Annotated in this window: 14 protein-coding genes; 10 read left to right on the top strand and 4 right to left on the bottom strand. The window is 50.1% G+C overall.

The window, feature by feature from the left end; genetic code table 11:
• Positions 1-199: 199 nt before the first annotated feature.
• On the bottom strand, positions 200-1,117 hold the full coding sequence (lpxC, locus tag J2T37_RS05045; RefSeq protein ID WP_253354229.1) for a UDP-3-O-acyl-N-acetylglucosamine deacetylase: 918 nt from the start codon (positions 1,115-1,117) through the stop codon (positions 200-202).
• Between the two features lie 575 nt (positions 1,118-1,692).
• Between lpxC and gap the strand changes: the two genes are divergently transcribed.
• Positions 1,693-2,697: a type I glyceraldehyde-3-phosphate dehydrogenase gene (gene gap / locus J2T37_RS05040; RefSeq protein ID WP_253354227.1), complete on the top strand. Its 1,005-nt coding sequence runs from the start codon at positions 1,693-1,695 to the stop codon at positions 2,695-2,697.
• A 109-nt stretch (positions 2,698-2,806) separates the two neighbouring features.
• Here the strand turns inward: gap and tsaA are convergent, their stop codons facing one another.
• A complete protein-coding gene (gene tsaA / locus J2T37_RS05035) occupies positions 2,807-3,484 on the bottom strand; it encodes a tRNA (N6-threonylcarbamoyladenosine(37)-N6)-methyltransferase TrmO (RefSeq protein WP_253354225.1) in 678 nt (225 codons plus the stop codon).
• 119 nt (positions 3,485-3,603) lie between these two features.
• On the opposite strand from tsaA, the gene J2T37_RS05030 reads away from it, so the two are divergent.
• From J2T37_RS05030 to J2T37_RS05000, 7 genes are all read left to right on the top strand, one after another.
• A complete protein-coding gene (locus tag J2T37_RS05030) occupies positions 3,604-4,239 on the top strand; it encodes an isochorismatase family protein (protein WP_253354223.1) in 636 nt (211 codons plus the stop codon).
• Positions 4,240-4,274: 35 nt separating this feature from the next.
• Positions 4,275-5,258, top strand: a complete 984-nt coding sequence (waaC, locus tag J2T37_RS05025) for a lipopolysaccharide heptosyltransferase I (protein ID WP_253354221.1) — start codon at positions 4,275-4,277, stop codon at positions 5,256-5,258.
• 73 nt (positions 5,259-5,331) lie between these two features.
• Positions 5,332-6,081, top strand: a complete 750-nt coding sequence (locus tag J2T37_RS05020) for an electron transfer flavoprotein subunit beta/FixA family protein (RefSeq protein ID WP_253354219.1) — start codon at positions 5,332-5,334, stop codon at positions 6,079-6,081.
• Between the two features lie 13 nt (positions 6,082-6,094).
• Positions 6,095-7,030: an electron transfer flavoprotein subunit alpha/FixB family protein gene (locus tag J2T37_RS05015; RefSeq protein ID WP_253354217.1), complete on the top strand. Its 936-nt coding sequence runs from the start codon at positions 6,095-6,097 to the stop codon at positions 7,028-7,030.
• A gap of 75 nt (positions 7,031-7,105) precedes the next feature.
• Entirely contained in the window at positions 7,106-7,717 is a 612-nt protein-coding gene (locus tag J2T37_RS05010) for an IMPACT family protein (RefSeq protein ID WP_253354215.1), read from the top strand.
• Between the two features lie 133 nt (positions 7,718-7,850).
• Complete coding sequence (purD, locus tag J2T37_RS05005; RefSeq protein WP_253354213.1) at positions 7,851-9,122, top strand: phosphoribosylamine--glycine ligase; 1,272 nt, start codon at positions 7,851-7,853, stop codon at positions 9,120-9,122.
• An 80-nt stretch (positions 9,123-9,202) separates the two neighbouring features.
• The gene (locus tag J2T37_RS05000) at positions 9,203-9,772 is read left to right on the top strand and encodes an L-threonylcarbamoyladenylate synthase (protein ID WP_253354211.1); all 570 of its coding nucleotides are present in this window, start codon (positions 9,203-9,205) and stop codon (positions 9,770-9,772) included.
• A 206-nt stretch (positions 9,773-9,978) separates the two neighbouring features.
• Here the strand turns inward: J2T37_RS05000 and J2T37_RS04995 are convergent, their stop codons facing one another.
• On the bottom strand, positions 9,979-10,413 hold the full coding sequence (locus tag J2T37_RS04995) for a YgdI/YgdR family lipoprotein (RefSeq protein ID WP_253354210.1): 435 nt from the start codon (positions 10,411-10,413) through the stop codon (positions 9,979-9,981).
• A 174-nt stretch (positions 10,414-10,587) separates the two neighbouring features.
• Between J2T37_RS04995 and recQ the strand changes: the two genes are divergently transcribed.
• Together recQ and dinG are read left to right on the top strand one after the other, a co-directional pair.
• Positions 10,588-12,927 (top strand): DNA helicase RecQ, encoded by a 2,340-nt coding sequence (gene recQ, locus J2T37_RS04990; RefSeq protein ID WP_253354209.1) that lies wholly within the window; start codon positions 10,588-10,590, stop codon positions 12,925-12,927.
• A gap of 146 nt (positions 12,928-13,073) precedes the next feature.
• Positions 13,074-15,233 carry an ATP-dependent DNA helicase DinG gene (gene dinG / locus J2T37_RS04985; protein ID WP_253354208.1) on the top strand — a complete coding sequence of 720 codons (2,160 nt, stop codon included), beginning with the start codon at positions 13,074-13,076 and terminating at the stop codon, positions 15,231-15,233.
• Positions 15,234-15,328: 95 nt separating this feature from the next.
• On the opposite strand, the gene J2T37_RS11515 is transcribed toward dinG, so the two are convergent.
• Positions 15,329-15,886: a DapH/DapD/GlmU-related protein gene (locus J2T37_RS11515; RefSeq protein ID WP_301286352.1), complete on the bottom strand. Its 558-nt coding sequence runs from the start codon at positions 15,884-15,886 to the stop codon at positions 15,329-15,331.
• Between the last annotated feature and the right edge of the window lie 116 nt (positions 15,887-16,002).

Raw genomic sequence — 16,002 nt, 5'->3', positions numbered from 1 at the left:
TTTATTTAAAAGATTTATTTTATTGATTTAAAATTAAAAGTTTAATTTCAATTACAGTATGATTTTCAGTGGATAAGTTTTGTGAGTCATATTTTCGATATACGGCAAAATCATTGGCAAAGGCCGTCTGAAAAAGTAGAAACCGGAATGGTTTTCCACTTTTTCAGACGGCCTTTTTTATCCACTGCTCCGATTACGCTTATGCCGCGTCGGGTAATTCGTGGAACGCGCTCGGTAAATCTTCTTCATTGGGAAATTCTACCCATTCATAAGAGGATTCGTCCGCTAAGACTGCACGCAGCAGGGCGTTGTTGATGGCATGGCCGGATTTGTAGCCTTCAAACGCGCCGACAATCGGATGGCCGACGATATACAAATCGCCGATGGCATCGAGGATTTTGTGGCGCACAAATTCGTCGGGATAGCGCAGGCCGTCCGGATTTAAGACATCGGTTTCGTCAATCACAATCGCGTTGGTCAGATTGCCGCCCAAGCTGAGGTTGTGGGCGCGCATCATTTCCACTTCCTGCATAAAGCCGAAGGTGCGGGCGCGGGCGATTTCATCCACATAGGATTGTCCGGCAAAGTCGATTTCAAAAGTCGGATTGCTGCGGTTGAATACGGGGTGGTCGAATTTGATGGTTAGCGTGACTTTGAATCCGTCATAAGGGGTAAAGCGTACCCATTTGTCGGCTTCTTTTACTTCCACCGGTTTCAAAATCCGCAAAAAGCGTTTTTGCGCCTGCTGGTCAACGATACCGGCGTCTTGCAAGAGATAGATAAACGGCAGGCTGGAGCCGTCCATAATCGGAATTTCCGGCGCGTTCAGCTCGATGAGCGCGTTATCCACACCGTAGGCGGACAGTGCCGACATAATATGCTCGATGGTACCGACGCGCACGCCGTTTTTGGTCACGATGGTGGACGACAGACGCGTATCGTTAATCAGGTAGGGCGTTACGTGGATAACTTCGCCCTGTTCGCCGCTCAAATCGGTACGGCGGAAAGAAATGCCGCTGTTTTCCGGTGCGGGATGCAGGGTCAGCGCCACGCGTTCGCCCGAATGCAGGCCGACGCCGGTAACGCTGATGGATTTGGCAAGGGTTCTTTGCAGCATAATGTTGCTTTCTGGTGGTGATACGCCGAATCATACGATAAAACGGCTGCGGCATTCTACTGTTTTTCATAGTATTTACTTATACCGGTGTTTGAAAGCAGGTTGGGACGGGGATATAGCGGAAATTTGGTTTGAGGAGAATTATTTTTAGGGATGAATGTGTCTCTGGCCGTCTGAAAAAGTGAACAATGTTTGTGGATAAATATTAAGTTACCCACAGAATTCTTGTCATTTTATGTAATTGTCCGAAAAAATACTTGCGGCTGCGGCTGCTTTGAATCTACACTTCAAGTGAAGATATTTTTTTGATTTAAAATAAAATTATCTAGTTATACACATTATTTTCTGCAGCTCATCTTTTTCATCTATTTAAATACAAGATTTTTGATTACAGAGAAATACAACCGTTTTGCCGTCCACAAGCTTGGTTTCAGACGGCCTTAGTCCAAACTGTCATTTTATTTAAATCAAACAAAGTTAAAGTAGCAGGATGTAACCCTAGCAAGTAATTTTATTTCAGGCTACAATACAGGTTGAAAGATTTTTTCCCTTCGAATCTAGTTTAGGAGTAAGAAATGAGCGTTAAAGTAGCAATCAACGGCTTCGGCCGTATCGGTCGTCTGGCCCTGCGTCAAATCGCCAAAGCAGAAGGTATTGAAGTCGTTGCCGTCAACGACCTGACCCCTGCCGATATGTTGTTGCACCTGTTCAAATACGACAGCACCCAGGGTCGCTTCCAAGGTACTGCCGAATTGAAAGACGATGCGATTGTGGTCAACGGCAAAGAAATCAAAGTATTCTCCAACCCGAATCCTGAAGAACTGCCTTGGAAAGAGCTGGGCGTAGATGTGGTATTGGAATGTACCGGTTTCTTCACCACCAGCGAAAAATGCCAAGCCCATATCCGTGCCGGCGCACGCAAAGTCGTGATTTCTGCTCCGGGCGGCAATGACGTGAAAACCGTGGTATTCGGTGTGAACCAAGACGTATTGGACGGCAGCGAAACCGTGATTTCCGCTGCTTCTTGCACCACCAACTGTCTGGCGCCGATGGCTGCCGTATTGCAAAAAGAATTCGGTGTGGTTGAAGGCTTGATGACCACCATCCACGCCTACACCGGCGACCAAAACACTTTGGACGCGCCGCACCGCAAAGGCGACAAACGCCGCGCCCGCGCTGCTGCCGTGAATATCGTACCGAACAGCACCGGTGCTGCCAAAGCCATCGGTTTGGTGATTCCGGAATTGAATGGCAAATTGGACGGTTCTGCCCAACGCGTACCGGTTCCGACTGGCTCTCTGACCGAATTGGTTTCCGTATTGGAAAAAAATGTGACCAAAGAAGAAATCAATGCTGCCATGAAAGCCGCGCAAACTGCTTCTTTCGGCTATACCGAAGATCCGATTGTGTCTTCTGACGTTATTGGTATCGAATTCGGCTCACTGTTTGACGCCACTCAAACCCGTGTGATGACCGTTGGCGACAAACAACTGGTGAAAACCGTGGCATGGTACGACAACGAAATGTCTTACACTTGCCAACTGGTTCGCACTTTGGAATTCTTCGCGAAAAAAATCTAATCTGTTACTGATTTGATTTTCAAATAAAAAGGCTGTCTGAAAATATTTTCATTTTCAGACGGCCTTTTTTGATATTTTTTATCCACAATTCACAGCGATGGAGAAAGGTTTAGCTTTTCTTTTGTACGCCAATCACGGTAGCGATTCCTTCCCGAATTTGGAAGCGGACATCGTAATCCAATATGTTCATTACATATACCCGTTCGGGAATGTCCTGATAGGCAGGACGGGGGTCTTGAGCGATGCTTTGCTGGATAACGGCGCGCTCGTCTGTGGATAATTGTTCCGCACCGCTGTTTTCCTGCCAGATAACGCTTAATTCGTCCGGTTTGCCGGTCACAAAACCGCTGGCGGCATCGGGCTTGGCTTCGACAAAAGAGATATAGGGTTTGATATCGACCACGGGCGTGCCGTCGAGCAGGTCGGCGCCGCTGCAATACAGTTTGACCGGTTTGCCGCTGTCTATGTGTTCCAGTTTGAGCAGGGAAAGGCCGAGGTGATTTGGACGGTGCGGGCTGCGGGTGGCGAATACACCCATTTTCTGTTTGCCGCCCAAGCGCGGCGGACGCACCAGTTGCGCCCAACCTTCATCGGTTACGCCGTGAAAAATAAAACTTATCCACACATAATCAAATGCATCCAAGCCGCGTACGCTATCGGCGGTAAATTCGGGTGTCAGTTCGATGCAGACTTCGGCGGCCGGTACCAGACCGGGCTGGCGTGCAACGCCGAATTTCTGTTTGTAGGGGGAGTGTACGGTGGCAATCGCGGTAAGGGTATGCTGCATGGCAAAGGCCGTCTGAAAAAAAGCACATCATACCACAGCGAATGCAGGGGATTTTGCGCCCGTTGGCGGCAAGGGTTTGTTATAATATGGGGTATTTGTCTGCCGACGGAGCTTGTGCCATGATTGTATCGATTGATGTGGATGCGCAAAAAACGTTTTCGCCCTTGTGTCCGGCCGAATTGCCGGTGGTGGAAGGGGATTTGATTGTGCCCGAATTGAATGCGCAGGCGGCATTGGCGGATTTGCGCGTGATGACGAAAGATGCCCACAGCCTGAGCGCCAAATGGTTGGTGGACAAGCCCGAAGACATGTTGCAGCCGACCGGTTTGCCCGATGCGGATTTGACCTGGGTGGCGCATGCCATTGTCGGCAGCTACGGCTTTGAATTGCTGGATGGTTTGCCGGCCGATAAAGAATACGATTATTGCGTATGGAAGGGCATTGATCCTGCATTGCATCCGTATGGCGCGTGTTACCACGATATTGGCGAAAAATTGAGCACCGGCTTACTGGAGTGGCTGCACAGTAAAAAGGCTGAAACCATTATTGTCGGCGGCTTAGCAACCGATTATTGCGTGAAAATCACCGTATTACAGCTGCTGCGGGGCGGTAATTGGACGGTCATTGTCAATGCGGCCGCCTGTCGCGGCATTGCGCCGGAAACCGTGGCTGCGGCTTGGCAGGAAATGGAGCGGGCAGGGTCGGTAATTTTGCAAAGCGCAGAAGAAATTAAAAAATATATTAAAAATCAATAATTTATATTTGTTTCACGTGAAACATCAAGACGGTTATGAAAATTTTACTGGTTCGCTTATCCAGTATGGGGGATTTAATCCATACGCTGCCTGCCGTTGAAGACTTGGCACGGCAATGCCCTGATGTGGAATTGCATTGGCTGTGTGAGGCAGGATTTGCGGACATCGCCCGCTTGCACCCGTTTGTGAAAAAAGTGCATGAAATGCATTGGCGGCAATGGCGTAAGAAATTATTTCAAGCCGAAACGTGGCGTGAAATAGGCCGTCTGAAAAATGAGCTGCGACAAGAGCAGTTTGATTTTGTTTTGGATAGTCAGGGTTTGCTGAAAAGTGTATGGTTTGCGCGGATGTCCGGTGTGCCTATTAAAGGTTTGGATAAAAACAGCGCCCGCGAAGGGTTGGCTGCCTGTTTTTACCAACAGGTGTATCTGGTGCCGAAAGGTAGAAATGCGGTTTGGCGTAATCGGGAACTGTTTGCCCAAGTGTTCAGCTATATTATGCCGACAGAACAGCATTTTGGGCTGCGTGTGCCTGAATCAGGCCGTCTGAACGGATTGGATAAACCTTATTGCGTGGCTCTCCATGCCACCAGCCGAGACAGCAAATTGTGGCCGGAAGCTAGTTGGGTTGAAGTATTGCAAAAATTGCATGATGAGCAGGGTTATGATGTCTATCTGCCATGGGGGAGTGTGACAGAGCAGGCAAGGGCGGAAAGAATTGCTAAAGGTTTGCCTTTTGCCCATGTATGCGAAAAAATGAATCTTTTGCAGGCCGCATATTTGATGGAACAGTCTGTCGGTGTAATTGGTGTGGATACCGGATTGCTACATTTAGCCAATGCGCTGAACAAGCCGGTTGTTGGAATTTATACCGATACCGATCCAGCGAAAACGGGCGTGCAAGTTTCGCCATGGGCGAAAAATTTGGGTAATGCCGGAGAAGTGCCTGCGGTAATATCGGTTTATCAGACTTTATGCGATTGCATTACCGCCAAACAGGAGGAGCGGTTGGCCGTCTGAAAACAAAGGTTTTAATGGCAAATATTGCCGCAGTTATTTGAATGATTTTTGAAATTCCCGTAAGGAGTATTCCATGAAAGCACTGGTCGCCGTAAAGCGTGTGGTGGATTATAACGTTAAAGTCCGAGTAAAAGCCGATGAGTCGGATGTGGATATCGGCAATGTGAAAATGTCGATGAACCCGTTTGATGAAGTTGCGGTTGAAGAAGCAGTGCGTTTGAAGGAGGCCGGTAAAATTTCCGAAATCGTGGCGGTGTCGCTGGGTGAAAAAAAATGCGAAGAAACCTTGCGCACGGCGTTGGCAATGGGTGCAGACCGTGCCGTACATATCGAGACCGATGCCAAATTGGAATCTTTGACCGTAGCCAAAATGCTGAAAGCTGTTGCCGATAAAGAGCAATCACAGTTGGTTTTGCTGGGTAAACAGGCGATTGACGATGATGCCAATCAAACCGCGCAAATGCTGGCCGCATTGCTGAATGCGCCGCAAGGTACGTTTGCCTCTAAAGTGGTGTTGTCTGAAAACGAGGTCGTGGTAACACGTGAAATTGACGGTGGCGAAGAAACCGTTGCCTTAACACTGCCCGCAGTGATTAGCGCAGATTTGCGTTTGAACGAACCCCGCTTTGTGAAGTTACCGAATATTATGGCCGCTAAGAAAAAGCCTTTGGAAAAGCTGACGCCGGAAGATATAGGCGTATCAACTGAAGCCCGCGTTCGGGTTATCAAGGTATCTGAACCTAAAGCCCGTCAAGCAGGTATCAAAGTGGTGGATGTCGCCGAGCTGGTTGCCAAATTGAAAAACGAAGCCAAAGCCATTTAAGCGGGAGAGTATGATGAGCGTATTGATTATTGCCGAACACAACAACCAACAATTAAATCCAGCTACTTTGCATGCTGTTTCTGCTGCTGCAAAACTAGGCGAAGTCCACATCTTGGTAGCAGGCAGCAATGCAAGTGCAGTTGCAGACGCGGCCAAACAGGTACAGGGTGTTACCAAAGTGTGGCTGGCGGATGCTGCGCATTATGCAGAGGGTCTGCCTGAAGAAATTGCACCGCTGGCGGTGAAGTTGGCAGACGGATACCGATATATTGCGGCAACCGCAACTGCATTCGGTAAGAATTTACTACCCCGTGTTGCGGCTTTATTGGATGTACCACAAATTTCTGATTTGACCGAGGTGGCTGATGAGCAGACATTTGTGCGCCCGATTTATGCGGGTAATGCTTTTGAAACCGTACAATGCAACGAAGAAAAATTGGTTTTGACTTTCCGTGCCACAGCATTTGACGCGGCGGAAACAAGCGGCGGTCAGGCAGAAGTAGCGGTAGTTGAAGCAACGTCTGCACAAAATTTGAGCCGTTTTATTTCGCGCGATTTGGTGTCGGCTGATCGCCCAGAATTGACACAAGCAAAAGTGGTCGTGGCCGGTGGCCGTGCATTAGGCAGCGCGGAGAAATTTGATGAGGTATTGAATCCGTTGGCTGATGTGTTGGGTGCGGCAATTGGCGCGACCCGTGCGGCAGTTGATGCCGAGTATGCGCCGAATGACGCGCAAGTCGGTCAGACCGGTAAAGTGGTTGCACCGCAACTTTATTTTGCTATTGGCATTTCCGGTGCGATTCAGCATACTGCCGGTATGCAGGACAGTAAAGTCATTGTTGCCATCAATAAAGATCCCGACGCACAAATTTTCAATGTGGCGGACTATGGCTTGGTTGGTGATTTATTTGAAATTGTGCCGCAATTGGTAGAAGCCCTGAAAGCCTAATGTGTTTCACGTGAAACATATTTCAGACGGCCTCAGCAAACCATTCTAGAGGCTGTCTGAATATTTGGAATAAACATGAGTGTTGCCACGTATCAAACCATCAATGCACCGGTTCAGGCTGAATTTAAAGATAAAGGAAGCCGTTTTATTGCCTATGCTTTTCCGATTCAAACTGTCGGAGAAGTGAAAAAGTACCTGGATCCATTGAAAGAGGAACATCATAAAGCGCGGCATTGGTGTTATGCGTATCGGCTGGGTGTAGAAGGCACTCAGTTTCGTGCCAATGATGACGGCGAACCTTCCGGAAGTGCCGGTCGGCCGATATTGGGACAAATCGATTCGGTCGGTGTAACAGATGTTTTGGTGGTGGTAGTACGCTATTTCGGTGGTACTTTATTGGGCGTACCCGGCTTGATACATGCGTATAAAACGGCAACAGCAGAAGCTTTATCTATTGCAGAAGTTATTGAAAAAAACGTAGAAAAAACGGTTTGGGTAAAGTGTGAATATCCTGTTTTGAATGATGTCATCCGAATTGCCAAGCAGCATAGGGCAGAGATTGTGCATCAGGATTTACAGTTGGATTGCCGGCTGACGGTCAAATTACCGTTGGCTGATTATGAGTCCTGTGTTGCAGCATGGCGGCAAACACGGCAAATTGAAGTTGATACGGAACAGTCATTTTAAATGAACAGTAGTGAATTTTTCACTATATAAGAAACTACCAGAAGATTGGTTATGGAAATTTTAAACCCCGCCAAATCCATTATAATGGCGGTGTTTTCATTAAAACCATATCCGATTTTATCAAGGAGACAGCATGAAATTGCTTGTGATTGGCAGTGGCGGACGCGAACACGCATTGGCCTGGAAATTGGCGCAATCGCCTAAAGTGCAAACCGTATTTGTTGCGCCTGGAAATGCCGGTACGGCGGTAGAATCCAAGCTGCAGAATGTAGCGCTTAGCAGCCATGCGGATTTGATTGAATTTTGTCAAAAAGAAAACATTGCCTTTACCGTTGTCGGCCCGGAAGCACCACTGGCGGCGGGTCTTGTGGATGATTTCCGTGCGGCAGGTTTAAAAATTTTCGGCCCAAGCAAATTTGCTGCGCAGTTGGAAAGCTCGAAAGACTTTGCCAAGGCATTTATGGCGAAATACGGTATTCCGACTGCGCAATACCAAACCTTTGAAGATGCCCAGGCTGCGCATGATTACGTTAATCAAAAAGGTGCGCCGATTGTGATTAAAGCCGACGGTTTGGCGGCCGGTAAGGGTGTGATTGTCGCGCTGAGTTTGGATGAAGCGCATGCAGCCATTGACGATATGCTATTGGGCAATAAAATGGGCAATGCCGGTGCGCGGGTGGTGATTGAAGACTTTTTGCAGGGAGAAGAGGCCAGCTTTATCGTTATGGTGGACGGCAATCATGTTTTGCCGATGGCTACCAGCCAAGACCATAAGCGCCTGCTGAGCAAAGACCAAGGCCCGAATACCGGCGGTATGGGGGCATATAGCCCTGCTCCGGTGGTGACTTCCGATGTGTATGAACGCGCCATGAATGAAATTATCCTGCCGACCGTTGCCGGAATGAAAGCAGAAGGACACGAGTTTACCGGTTTTCTGTATGCCGGTTTGATGATTGATGAAAACGGTGCGCCTTATACCATTGAATTTAACTGCCGCTTTGGTGATCCGGAAACCCAGCCGATTATAAGCCGTCTGGACAGCGATTTGGTAGATTTGGTGGAAGCCGCTATTGATGGTAAGCTGGATCGTACTGTTGCCGCATGGAATCCGCAAACCGCAGTCGGTGTGGTATTGGCTGCGGAAAATTATCCTGAAACACCGAAAAAAGGTGATGTGATTTCGGGTTTGGCTGAAGCCAATCAAATCGGCAAAGTTTTTCATGCCGGTACTGTGGCAGATGAGCAGGGTAATATTTTAACCAATGGCGGACGCGTATTGTGTGTGGTTGGTTTGGGTGATGATGTGGCTCAAGCCAAAGCCAAAGCCTACGCAGCCTTGGAGAAAATCAGATTTGACGGTATGCAATACCGCACCGATATTGCCGACAAAGCCATCAACCGTTAAAAGTTGGGACAAGAGAAAGGCCGTCTGAAAACAGCAGAAAATGCCCGTTTTCAGACGGCCTGATTACTTTTATATTGATTATGAATACTTCCAGAATATTGTCTGCTTCTGCGCAGCGTAAACTTAAAGCACATCTGAAGCGTGGCGGCTTGTTGGCCTATCCGACCGAATCCTGTTATGGTTTGGGTTGTCTGCCTACGTCCGTTTGTGCCTTAAGGCGCTTAATCCATTTGAAGAAGCGTCCGCAGTATAAAGGCATGATTGTGATTGGTAACAGTTTGTCCCAATTACAGCCTTTATTGGGCACTGTTTCCGAACAGACAACGGCTATGTTGCAACAGGAATGGCCTGCCGCTAAAACCTATCTGCTGCCCGCAGGTCGCCAGGTGACGCCGTGGCTGCGGGGAAAACAGCGGAACAAATTGGCTGTTCGCGTTCCCGATCATGCTGCGGCCAGGCAGTTGTGCCAACTGCTGGCAACACCGTTGGTTTCTACTTCCTGTAATCGGGCAGGTAAACGGGCATGCAAAACAGAACGGGAAGTACGCAGACAATTCGGTCGTCAGGTTTGGGTTGTGGGTGGCAGAATCGGCCGTCAGAAAATGCCCAGTCAGATTATTGATGGGGATAGCGGTATCCGCTTACGCTAAAGTAATCTTAAAGGTCTGTGGATAAAGCTGGGGATTCTTTAAAGGCTAAAAAAGATTGAATGGCAGCCATATCTGGATACATCAGATGGGAATATGTAAAAAGCAGATATAGCTTGTATTTCCCTCCAAAAAAGATATCAGATAAACGAAAATAAAGGCCGTCTGAATATTTCAGACGGCCTTTTTCTGTGGATAAGTTTTTTGAGTTACAATTTTTTACCGCATGCCAATTCATATTGTTTTTCGGTAATCGTCCCATTCATAACACTCATGGGGCGCAGATTGGCTGCGGTATATTTTTCGTTGGAAACAGTCTGTCCTCGGTCGTTTATCAGTTGCAAGGCTGTGAGACGGTAGGTTTTGTTCACACAATGGATTTCCCATTCGCCGATAGCGGTTTTATACACAGGCGTGTTGACAAAACGCTCTTCGCTTGGCTTACTGATGACTTTTTTATCGCGGAATGTGACCAGCGAACCGTTTTTCTTAATGCTGGACTTATCCATAGATACTTTAATATTGCCGTTGGAAGTCGTACCGATATTCTGCCAGTTGCCGCCCTTGTCGCCGGAAGAGGCGCAGGCTGCCAAAAAGAAAGCTAGAGAAACCGCCACACCTGATGTCAACAAACGAAGATTCATGCCAACCTTTCCATCAATGTTATCAAATTCAGACGGCCTATTATGCTTGAAGCGCGACAGAGAAGCAAACCTGCTTTGCAAGCCGCTGCAAGACAGGCGGATTTCCCGCGCATTCATGCACGTTGCAAATAAAACCGTTAGAATAACGCTTTAGCGTTCAGACGGAATTACATTATGCCTCAAACACCTGCCAAACAGATTTTGCACGAAGTATTCGGTTATCCCGAATTTCGCGGCAATCAGGAAGCCGTGGTCAATACACTGGCCGGTGGGCAGAGTCTGATGGTATTGATGCCGACGGGCGGCGGCAAATCATTGTGTTACCAGATTCCCGCGCTGATGCGGGAGGGCGCGGCCGTGGTCGTATCGCCGCTGATTGCGCTGATGAACGACCAAGTAGCCGGTTTGCATGCCGTGGGCGTTGAAGCCGCCAGCGTCCACAGCGGCACAACAGCGGATGAAGCCCGCGAAGTTGCCGATAAATTGGCAACAGGCCGTCTGAAATTGCTGTATGTTGCCCCCGAACGCTTGGTCAGCGACCGTTTTTTGCGTTTTCTAGACCAGCAAACCATCAGCCTGTTTGCTATTGACGAAGCCCACTGTGTCAGCCAATGGGGGCACGACTTCCGCCCCGAATACCAACAGCTCGGTTTATTGGCCGAACGCTACCCACACGTGCCGCGTATCGCTCTCACCGCTACCGCCGATGCCGCCACCCGCGCCGACATCAAACACTATCTGCGTTTGGAAGACTCTCCCAAATACATTTCCAGTTTTGACCGTCCCAATATCTATTATCAGGTTATTGAAAAAAATAACGGAAAAAAGCAACTCTTGGATTTCATTCAAAAACAAATGAGCGGGCAAAGCGGCATCGTATATTGCCTGAGCCGCAAAAAAGTCGAAGATATTGCCGCCTTTTTATGCGAACACGGTTTGCATGCCATTCCCTATCATGCTGGCTTGAACATGGAAACGCGCGAAGCCAACCAGCGCCGATTTACCCATGAAGACAATATTATCGTGGTGGCAACGGTGGCTTTCGGCATGGGCATAGACAAGCCGGACGTGCGTTTTGTGGCGCATCTCGATATGGCGCAAAGCGTCGAACATTTTTACCAAGAATCCGGCCGCGCCGGTCGCGATGGCCTGCCCGCCGCTAGCTGGCTGTGTTACGGCTTAAACGATTGGGTATTGCTGCGCGAACGCATTGCCGAGAGCAATAGCGACGAAACGCAGAAGCAGATTGAAATGCAGAAACTTGATGCCATGCTGTCGGTGTGCGAAACCGCCGAGTGCCGCCGGGTATTGCTGCTGAAACATTTCGGCGAGTCATCCCAACCCTGCGGCCATTGCGACAACTGCCTGCATCCGCCCGTCCGTTTCGACGGCAGCGTATTGGCGCAAAAACTGCTCAGTTGCGTGTACCGTGTCGGCCAGCGCTTTGCCGCCGGTTATGTTACCAATGTTTTACGCGGCAAAAGCGACGATTGGATACAGCGTAACCGGCATGAGCAGTTATCCACATTCGGTATCGGCGATAATCTGACCGACAAAGAATGGCGCAGCGTCATCCGCCAATGCATCAGCTTGGGGTTCCTGACCGTTAATCCGCTGCAACATCAGGCTTTGCAACTGACCGAAGCGTCCCGCTCCGTTTTGAAAGGCGAGACCGAAGTGTGGCTGCGCCCGCTTAAACGCGACAAAGCAGCCACACAAAAACCGAAAGACGATTGGTTGCGCACCGAGCGCGAAGAGCGCGTTTGGCAGGCTTTGCGCGCATGGCGTATGGAAAAAGCCCGTGCCGAAGAAGTACCGGCTTATGTGATTTGCGGCGACAAAACCCTGCGTGATATTGTGGAAAAAATGCCGCAAACGCTGGCCGATTTGCAAGACATCTATGGCTTGGGAGAGGCTAAAATCCACAAATTCGGTTTGGCGCTGTTGGATGTCTGCCATGTTGCCGCCGAAAGCGGTATGCCGTCTGAAACAGCGGCAAATCCGACAGAAACGGCGGCTGAAGAACAAACCGTACCTGTTTTTCAAGCGGCCGACGAGCGCGAAACCTATTTGCTGGCTGCCCTGACCGCGTGGCGTGAAAAACAGGCGCAAACCGAAGGCTGCGCCGTAGGTAAAATCTGTTCCGACGACAGCCTGCACGATTTGGTGCGCAATACCCCCGAAACCGATTTGGATTTGCAGGGCGTGTACGGTTTGGGCGAAGTGTGCATCGGCAAATACGGTACGGATATTTTGGCCGTCTGCTATCCGTTTTCAGACGGCCTGAGCGAAGAAACCCATCAGCGCCGCAAACGCATGCGCCGCCTGTTGGAATGGTGCAGTCGTACTGCCCGCAGCGAAGACATCGAAACCCATCAAGTATTGAGCAAAATTACCCTTCGCGCCATTGCCGCCAAAGCGCCGCAAAGTATGGCGGAGTTAGTCGAAATTCATGGTATGGATGAGGAGAAAGCGGCGAAGTATGGGGAAGATATTTTGGAAGAACTGGGTTGAAAAGTTCAGATATAAACAGATTTAGGTATGAAAAAGCCGTCTGAAAAATCCCGATTTTCAGACGGCTTCAAACTTATCCACAGCCTTTATCCTAAAAAATGCTAAAATAACCCCTCTTTTGCAGTAATCTGATTCAGACGGACTCCATGCTTACCGACCTCGAAAAAAACGCCATCCGCGACCATTACCAAAACATCGGCAAAAATCTGCCCAATTTCCGTCCGCGTGCGGCGCAGCGGGAGATGATTGCTGCGGTGGCAAACGCGTTTTCGCACAGTTTGGTGCGCGAGGAAGGGGGCGATACGCCGCAGCGCGAGGGCGAGAGCATTGCCGTTATCGAAGGGCCGACCGGCGTGGGCAAATCGCTGGCTTATCTTTTGGCGGGCGGGATTATGGCGCAGACGCGTGGCAAGCGGCTGATTGTCAGCAGTGCGACCGTGGCCTTGCAGGAGCAGTTGGTGGATCGCGATTTGCCGTTTTTGGTGGAAAAAAGCGGCTTGGAGCTGACCTTTGCCTTAGCTAAAGGGCGCGGCCGCTATCTTTGCCCGTATAAGCTGTATCAGCTTACTCAAGGCAATGCGCAGCAGAGCCTGCTCGGTTTTGAAACACCCGCAGTGTTGTGGGACAGCAAGCCGAAAAAAGAAGACTTGGATACCTTACGCAGCTTGGCCGACGAATTTGGCGCACGCCGTTTCAACGGCGACCGCGATACCTGGCCGGAAAAAATCGACGACGGCTTGTGGTTTAAGATTACCAACGACCGCCACGGCTGCCTGAAAGCCGCCTGCCCCAACCGTGCCGAATGCCCGTTTTATCTGGCGCGGGAAACGCTGGAAACCGTGGATGTGGTGGTGGCCAACCATGATTTGCTGCTGGCCGACATCGGCATGGGCGGCGGTGTGATTCTTCCTGCGCCGGAAAACAGCTTTTACTGTATCGACGAGGCGCACCACCTGCCGAAAAAAGCCCTCAGCCAGTTTGCCGCCGAGCATTCGTGGAACACGGCGGTATGGGCATTGGAAAAATTGCCGCAGCTTACTGGCAAAATCGCCGGCGTAACCGACAAAGCCGAGCTGGCGAATCTGGCTGACGAAGCTGCCGTCTCGCTGCTCGACAGTCTGCACGAATGGCAGTTCAACTTGGCAGAAGAGCCGGATTTGAGCGGCAGGTCGTCTGAAAACGATAGCGAGTTCAACCGCAAAAACAGCGAACCCATTTGGCTGTGGCAGGACGGCAAAATTCCCGAAGATTTGGAATTACTGGTATCCAATACCGCCGTATCCGCCCGCAGTCTGCTCAAACAGGTGTACGGCCTCAACGACGCACTCTCCGCCGTACGCCGCGACAAAGACCAAGACGGCGCTTTGCTTGACCGCATCAGCAGCGAATTCGGCTTATTTGTCGCACGTATCGAGCAAATCAGCGCGGTGTGGGATTTGTTTGCCACCGTCCCCGCAGAGGGCGAAGAGCCGCTGGCCAAGTGGATTACCCGCCGTGTGGACGACAAAAACGACTACGTTTTCAACGCCAGCCCCATCAGCAGCGCCAGCCATTTGGCCAACAGCCTGTGGCGGCGGGCGGCAGGTGCGGTGTTGACCTCCGCCACCCTGCAATCGCTGGGCAATTTCAACCTGCTTTTGCGGCAGACCGGCCTGGTATGGCTGCCCGAAACCACCACGCTGGCGCTGCAAAGCCCGTTTGACTTTGCCGCTCAGGGCGAACTGTATCTGCCGCCGGTGCACGCCAGCCCGAAAGACCCCGCCGCGCACACCGCCGCCATTGTCGAATGGCTGCCCAAGCTGGTTTCCGCCACCGAGCCCATCGGCACGCTGGTCTTGTTTTCCTCGCGCCGCCAAATGCAGGACGTCGCCCTGCGCCTGCCCGACGACTATCTGCCGCTGTTGCTGATACAGGGCGATCTGCCCAAAGCCGTGTTGCTGAAAAAACACCACGAGGCCATTGCCGAAGGCCGCGCCAGCATCATTTTCGGTTTGGACAGCTTTGCCGAAGGCCTGGATTTGCCGGGCGAGGCCTGTGTTCAGGTCATTATCGCCAAACTGCCGTTTGCCATGCCCGACAACCCGATTGAAAAAACGCAAAACCGCTGGATTGAGCAGCGCGGCGGCAATCCCTTTATCGAAATTACCGTACCCGAGGCCAGTATCAAACTGGTGCAGGCCGTCGGCCGCCTTATCCGCACCGAGCAGGATTACGGCCGCGTTACCATCTTGGACAACCGCGTCAAAACCCAACGCTACGGTCAGCAATTATTGGCCTGTCTGCCGCCGTTTAAGCGGATTGGGTAGGGCGTGAAGTCAAACAATGCCGTCTGAAAAATGGGTAATTTTTCAGACGGCATTGTTTTGTGTGCAAAGCATGCTTACGCTATACCGCAATGTATTCAAAAGGTTTTCATGATTTTGGCAGGAATTCCGGCAACCACCGTATTTGGCGGCACGTCCTTGCTGACCACCGCCCCAGCGGCGACCACTGCATTTTCGCCGATCGTTACCCCGGGCAAGATGGTTGCGCTTGCACCAATCCACGCATTGCGACAGATTCTGACGGGATTCAGAATCAGACCGTGTCGTTCAGCAGGATTGAGCGGATGTCCGACCGAAATCAGTTTGACTTGCGAGCCGATAAGCACATCATCTTCAATTACGATGCCGCCCAAATCGGTAAACAATACGCCACTGTTGATAAAGACATTTTTACCGATACGCAAATGGCGACCGAAATCACTGTAAACAGGCAAGTTGACGGTAACGCTGTCATCAATCGGACTTTGGGTAATATCGGCTAATTGCGCACGGATTTCTTGTCGGCTTCGGTATGCACCGCTTAATTCGGCAATTTTCGGCGCATTTTCCAAAACGGTGCGCTGGATTTCTTGGAATGCCATACTGTCGGGCGTAATGGTAAGTCCGATAGGGTAAGAATGGATATTTTGGGTCATTGTTTGCTGCCTTATAAAAATAATCAAGATACCGTATTCACTTGTAAGCCGCTTATGTAAATTTTCATCAAAAGGCTGATTTTTCTGTAAGCAGGTGTAGGCATAAATACATATTT

The sequence above is a fragment of the Neisseria perflava genome, from assembly GCF_024170405.1.
Classification (GTDB): Bacteria; Pseudomonadota; Gammaproteobacteria; order Burkholderiales; family Neisseriaceae; genus Neisseria; species Neisseria perflava_B.
Note: the sequence above shows the minus strand (reverse complement) of the source record. Positions and strands in the feature narration are given on the sequence as shown.

What these genes read in the sequence shown, in the direction of transcription:
- gap (WP_253354227.1), top strand. Translation starts at nt 1,693, where the DNA reads ATGAGCGTTAAAGTAGCAATCAACGGCTTCGGCCGTATCGGTCGTCTG.
- J2T37_RS11515 (WP_301286352.1), bottom strand. Translation starts at nt 15,886, where the DNA reads ATGACCCAAAATATCCATTCTTACCCTATCGGACTTACCATTACGCCC.
- J2T37_RS04995 (WP_253354210.1), bottom strand. Translation starts at nt 10,413, where the DNA reads ATGAATCTTCGTTTGTTGACATCAGGTGTGGCGGTTTCTCTAGCTTTC.
- purD (WP_253354213.1), top strand. Translation starts at nt 7,851, where the DNA reads ATGAAATTGCTTGTGATTGGCAGTGGCGGACGCGAACACGCATTGGCC.
- J2T37_RS05010 (WP_253354215.1), top strand. Translation starts at nt 7,106, where the DNA reads ATGAGTGTTGCCACGTATCAAACCATCAATGCACCGGTTCAGGCTGAA.
- J2T37_RS05030 (WP_253354223.1), top strand. Translation starts at nt 3,604, where the DNA reads ATGATTGTATCGATTGATGTGGATGCGCAAAAAACGTTTTCGCCCTTG.
- recQ (WP_253354209.1), top strand. Translation starts at nt 10,588, where the DNA reads ATGCCTCAAACACCTGCCAAACAGATTTTGCACGAAGTATTCGGTTAT.
- lpxC (WP_253354229.1), bottom strand. Translation starts at nt 1,117, where the DNA reads ATGCTGCAAAGAACCCTTGCCAAATCCATCAGCGTTACCGGCGTCGGC.
- tsaA (WP_253354225.1), bottom strand. Translation starts at nt 3,484, where the DNA reads ATGCAGCATACCCTTACCGCGATTGCCACCGTACACTCCCCCTACAAA.
- J2T37_RS05000 (WP_253354211.1), top strand. Translation starts at nt 9,203, where the DNA reads ATGAATACTTCCAGAATATTGTCTGCTTCTGCGCAGCGTAAACTTAAA.
- waaC (WP_253354221.1), top strand. Translation starts at nt 4,275, where the DNA reads ATGAAAATTTTACTGGTTCGCTTATCCAGTATGGGGGATTTAATCCAT.
- J2T37_RS05020 (WP_253354219.1), top strand. Translation starts at nt 5,332, where the DNA reads ATGAAAGCACTGGTCGCCGTAAAGCGTGTGGTGGATTATAACGTTAAA.
- J2T37_RS05015 (WP_253354217.1), top strand. Translation starts at nt 6,095, where the DNA reads ATGAGCGTATTGATTATTGCCGAACACAACAACCAACAATTAAATCCA.
- dinG (WP_253354208.1), top strand. Translation starts at nt 13,074, where the DNA reads ATGCTTACCGACCTCGAAAAAAACGCCATCCGCGACCATTACCAAAAC.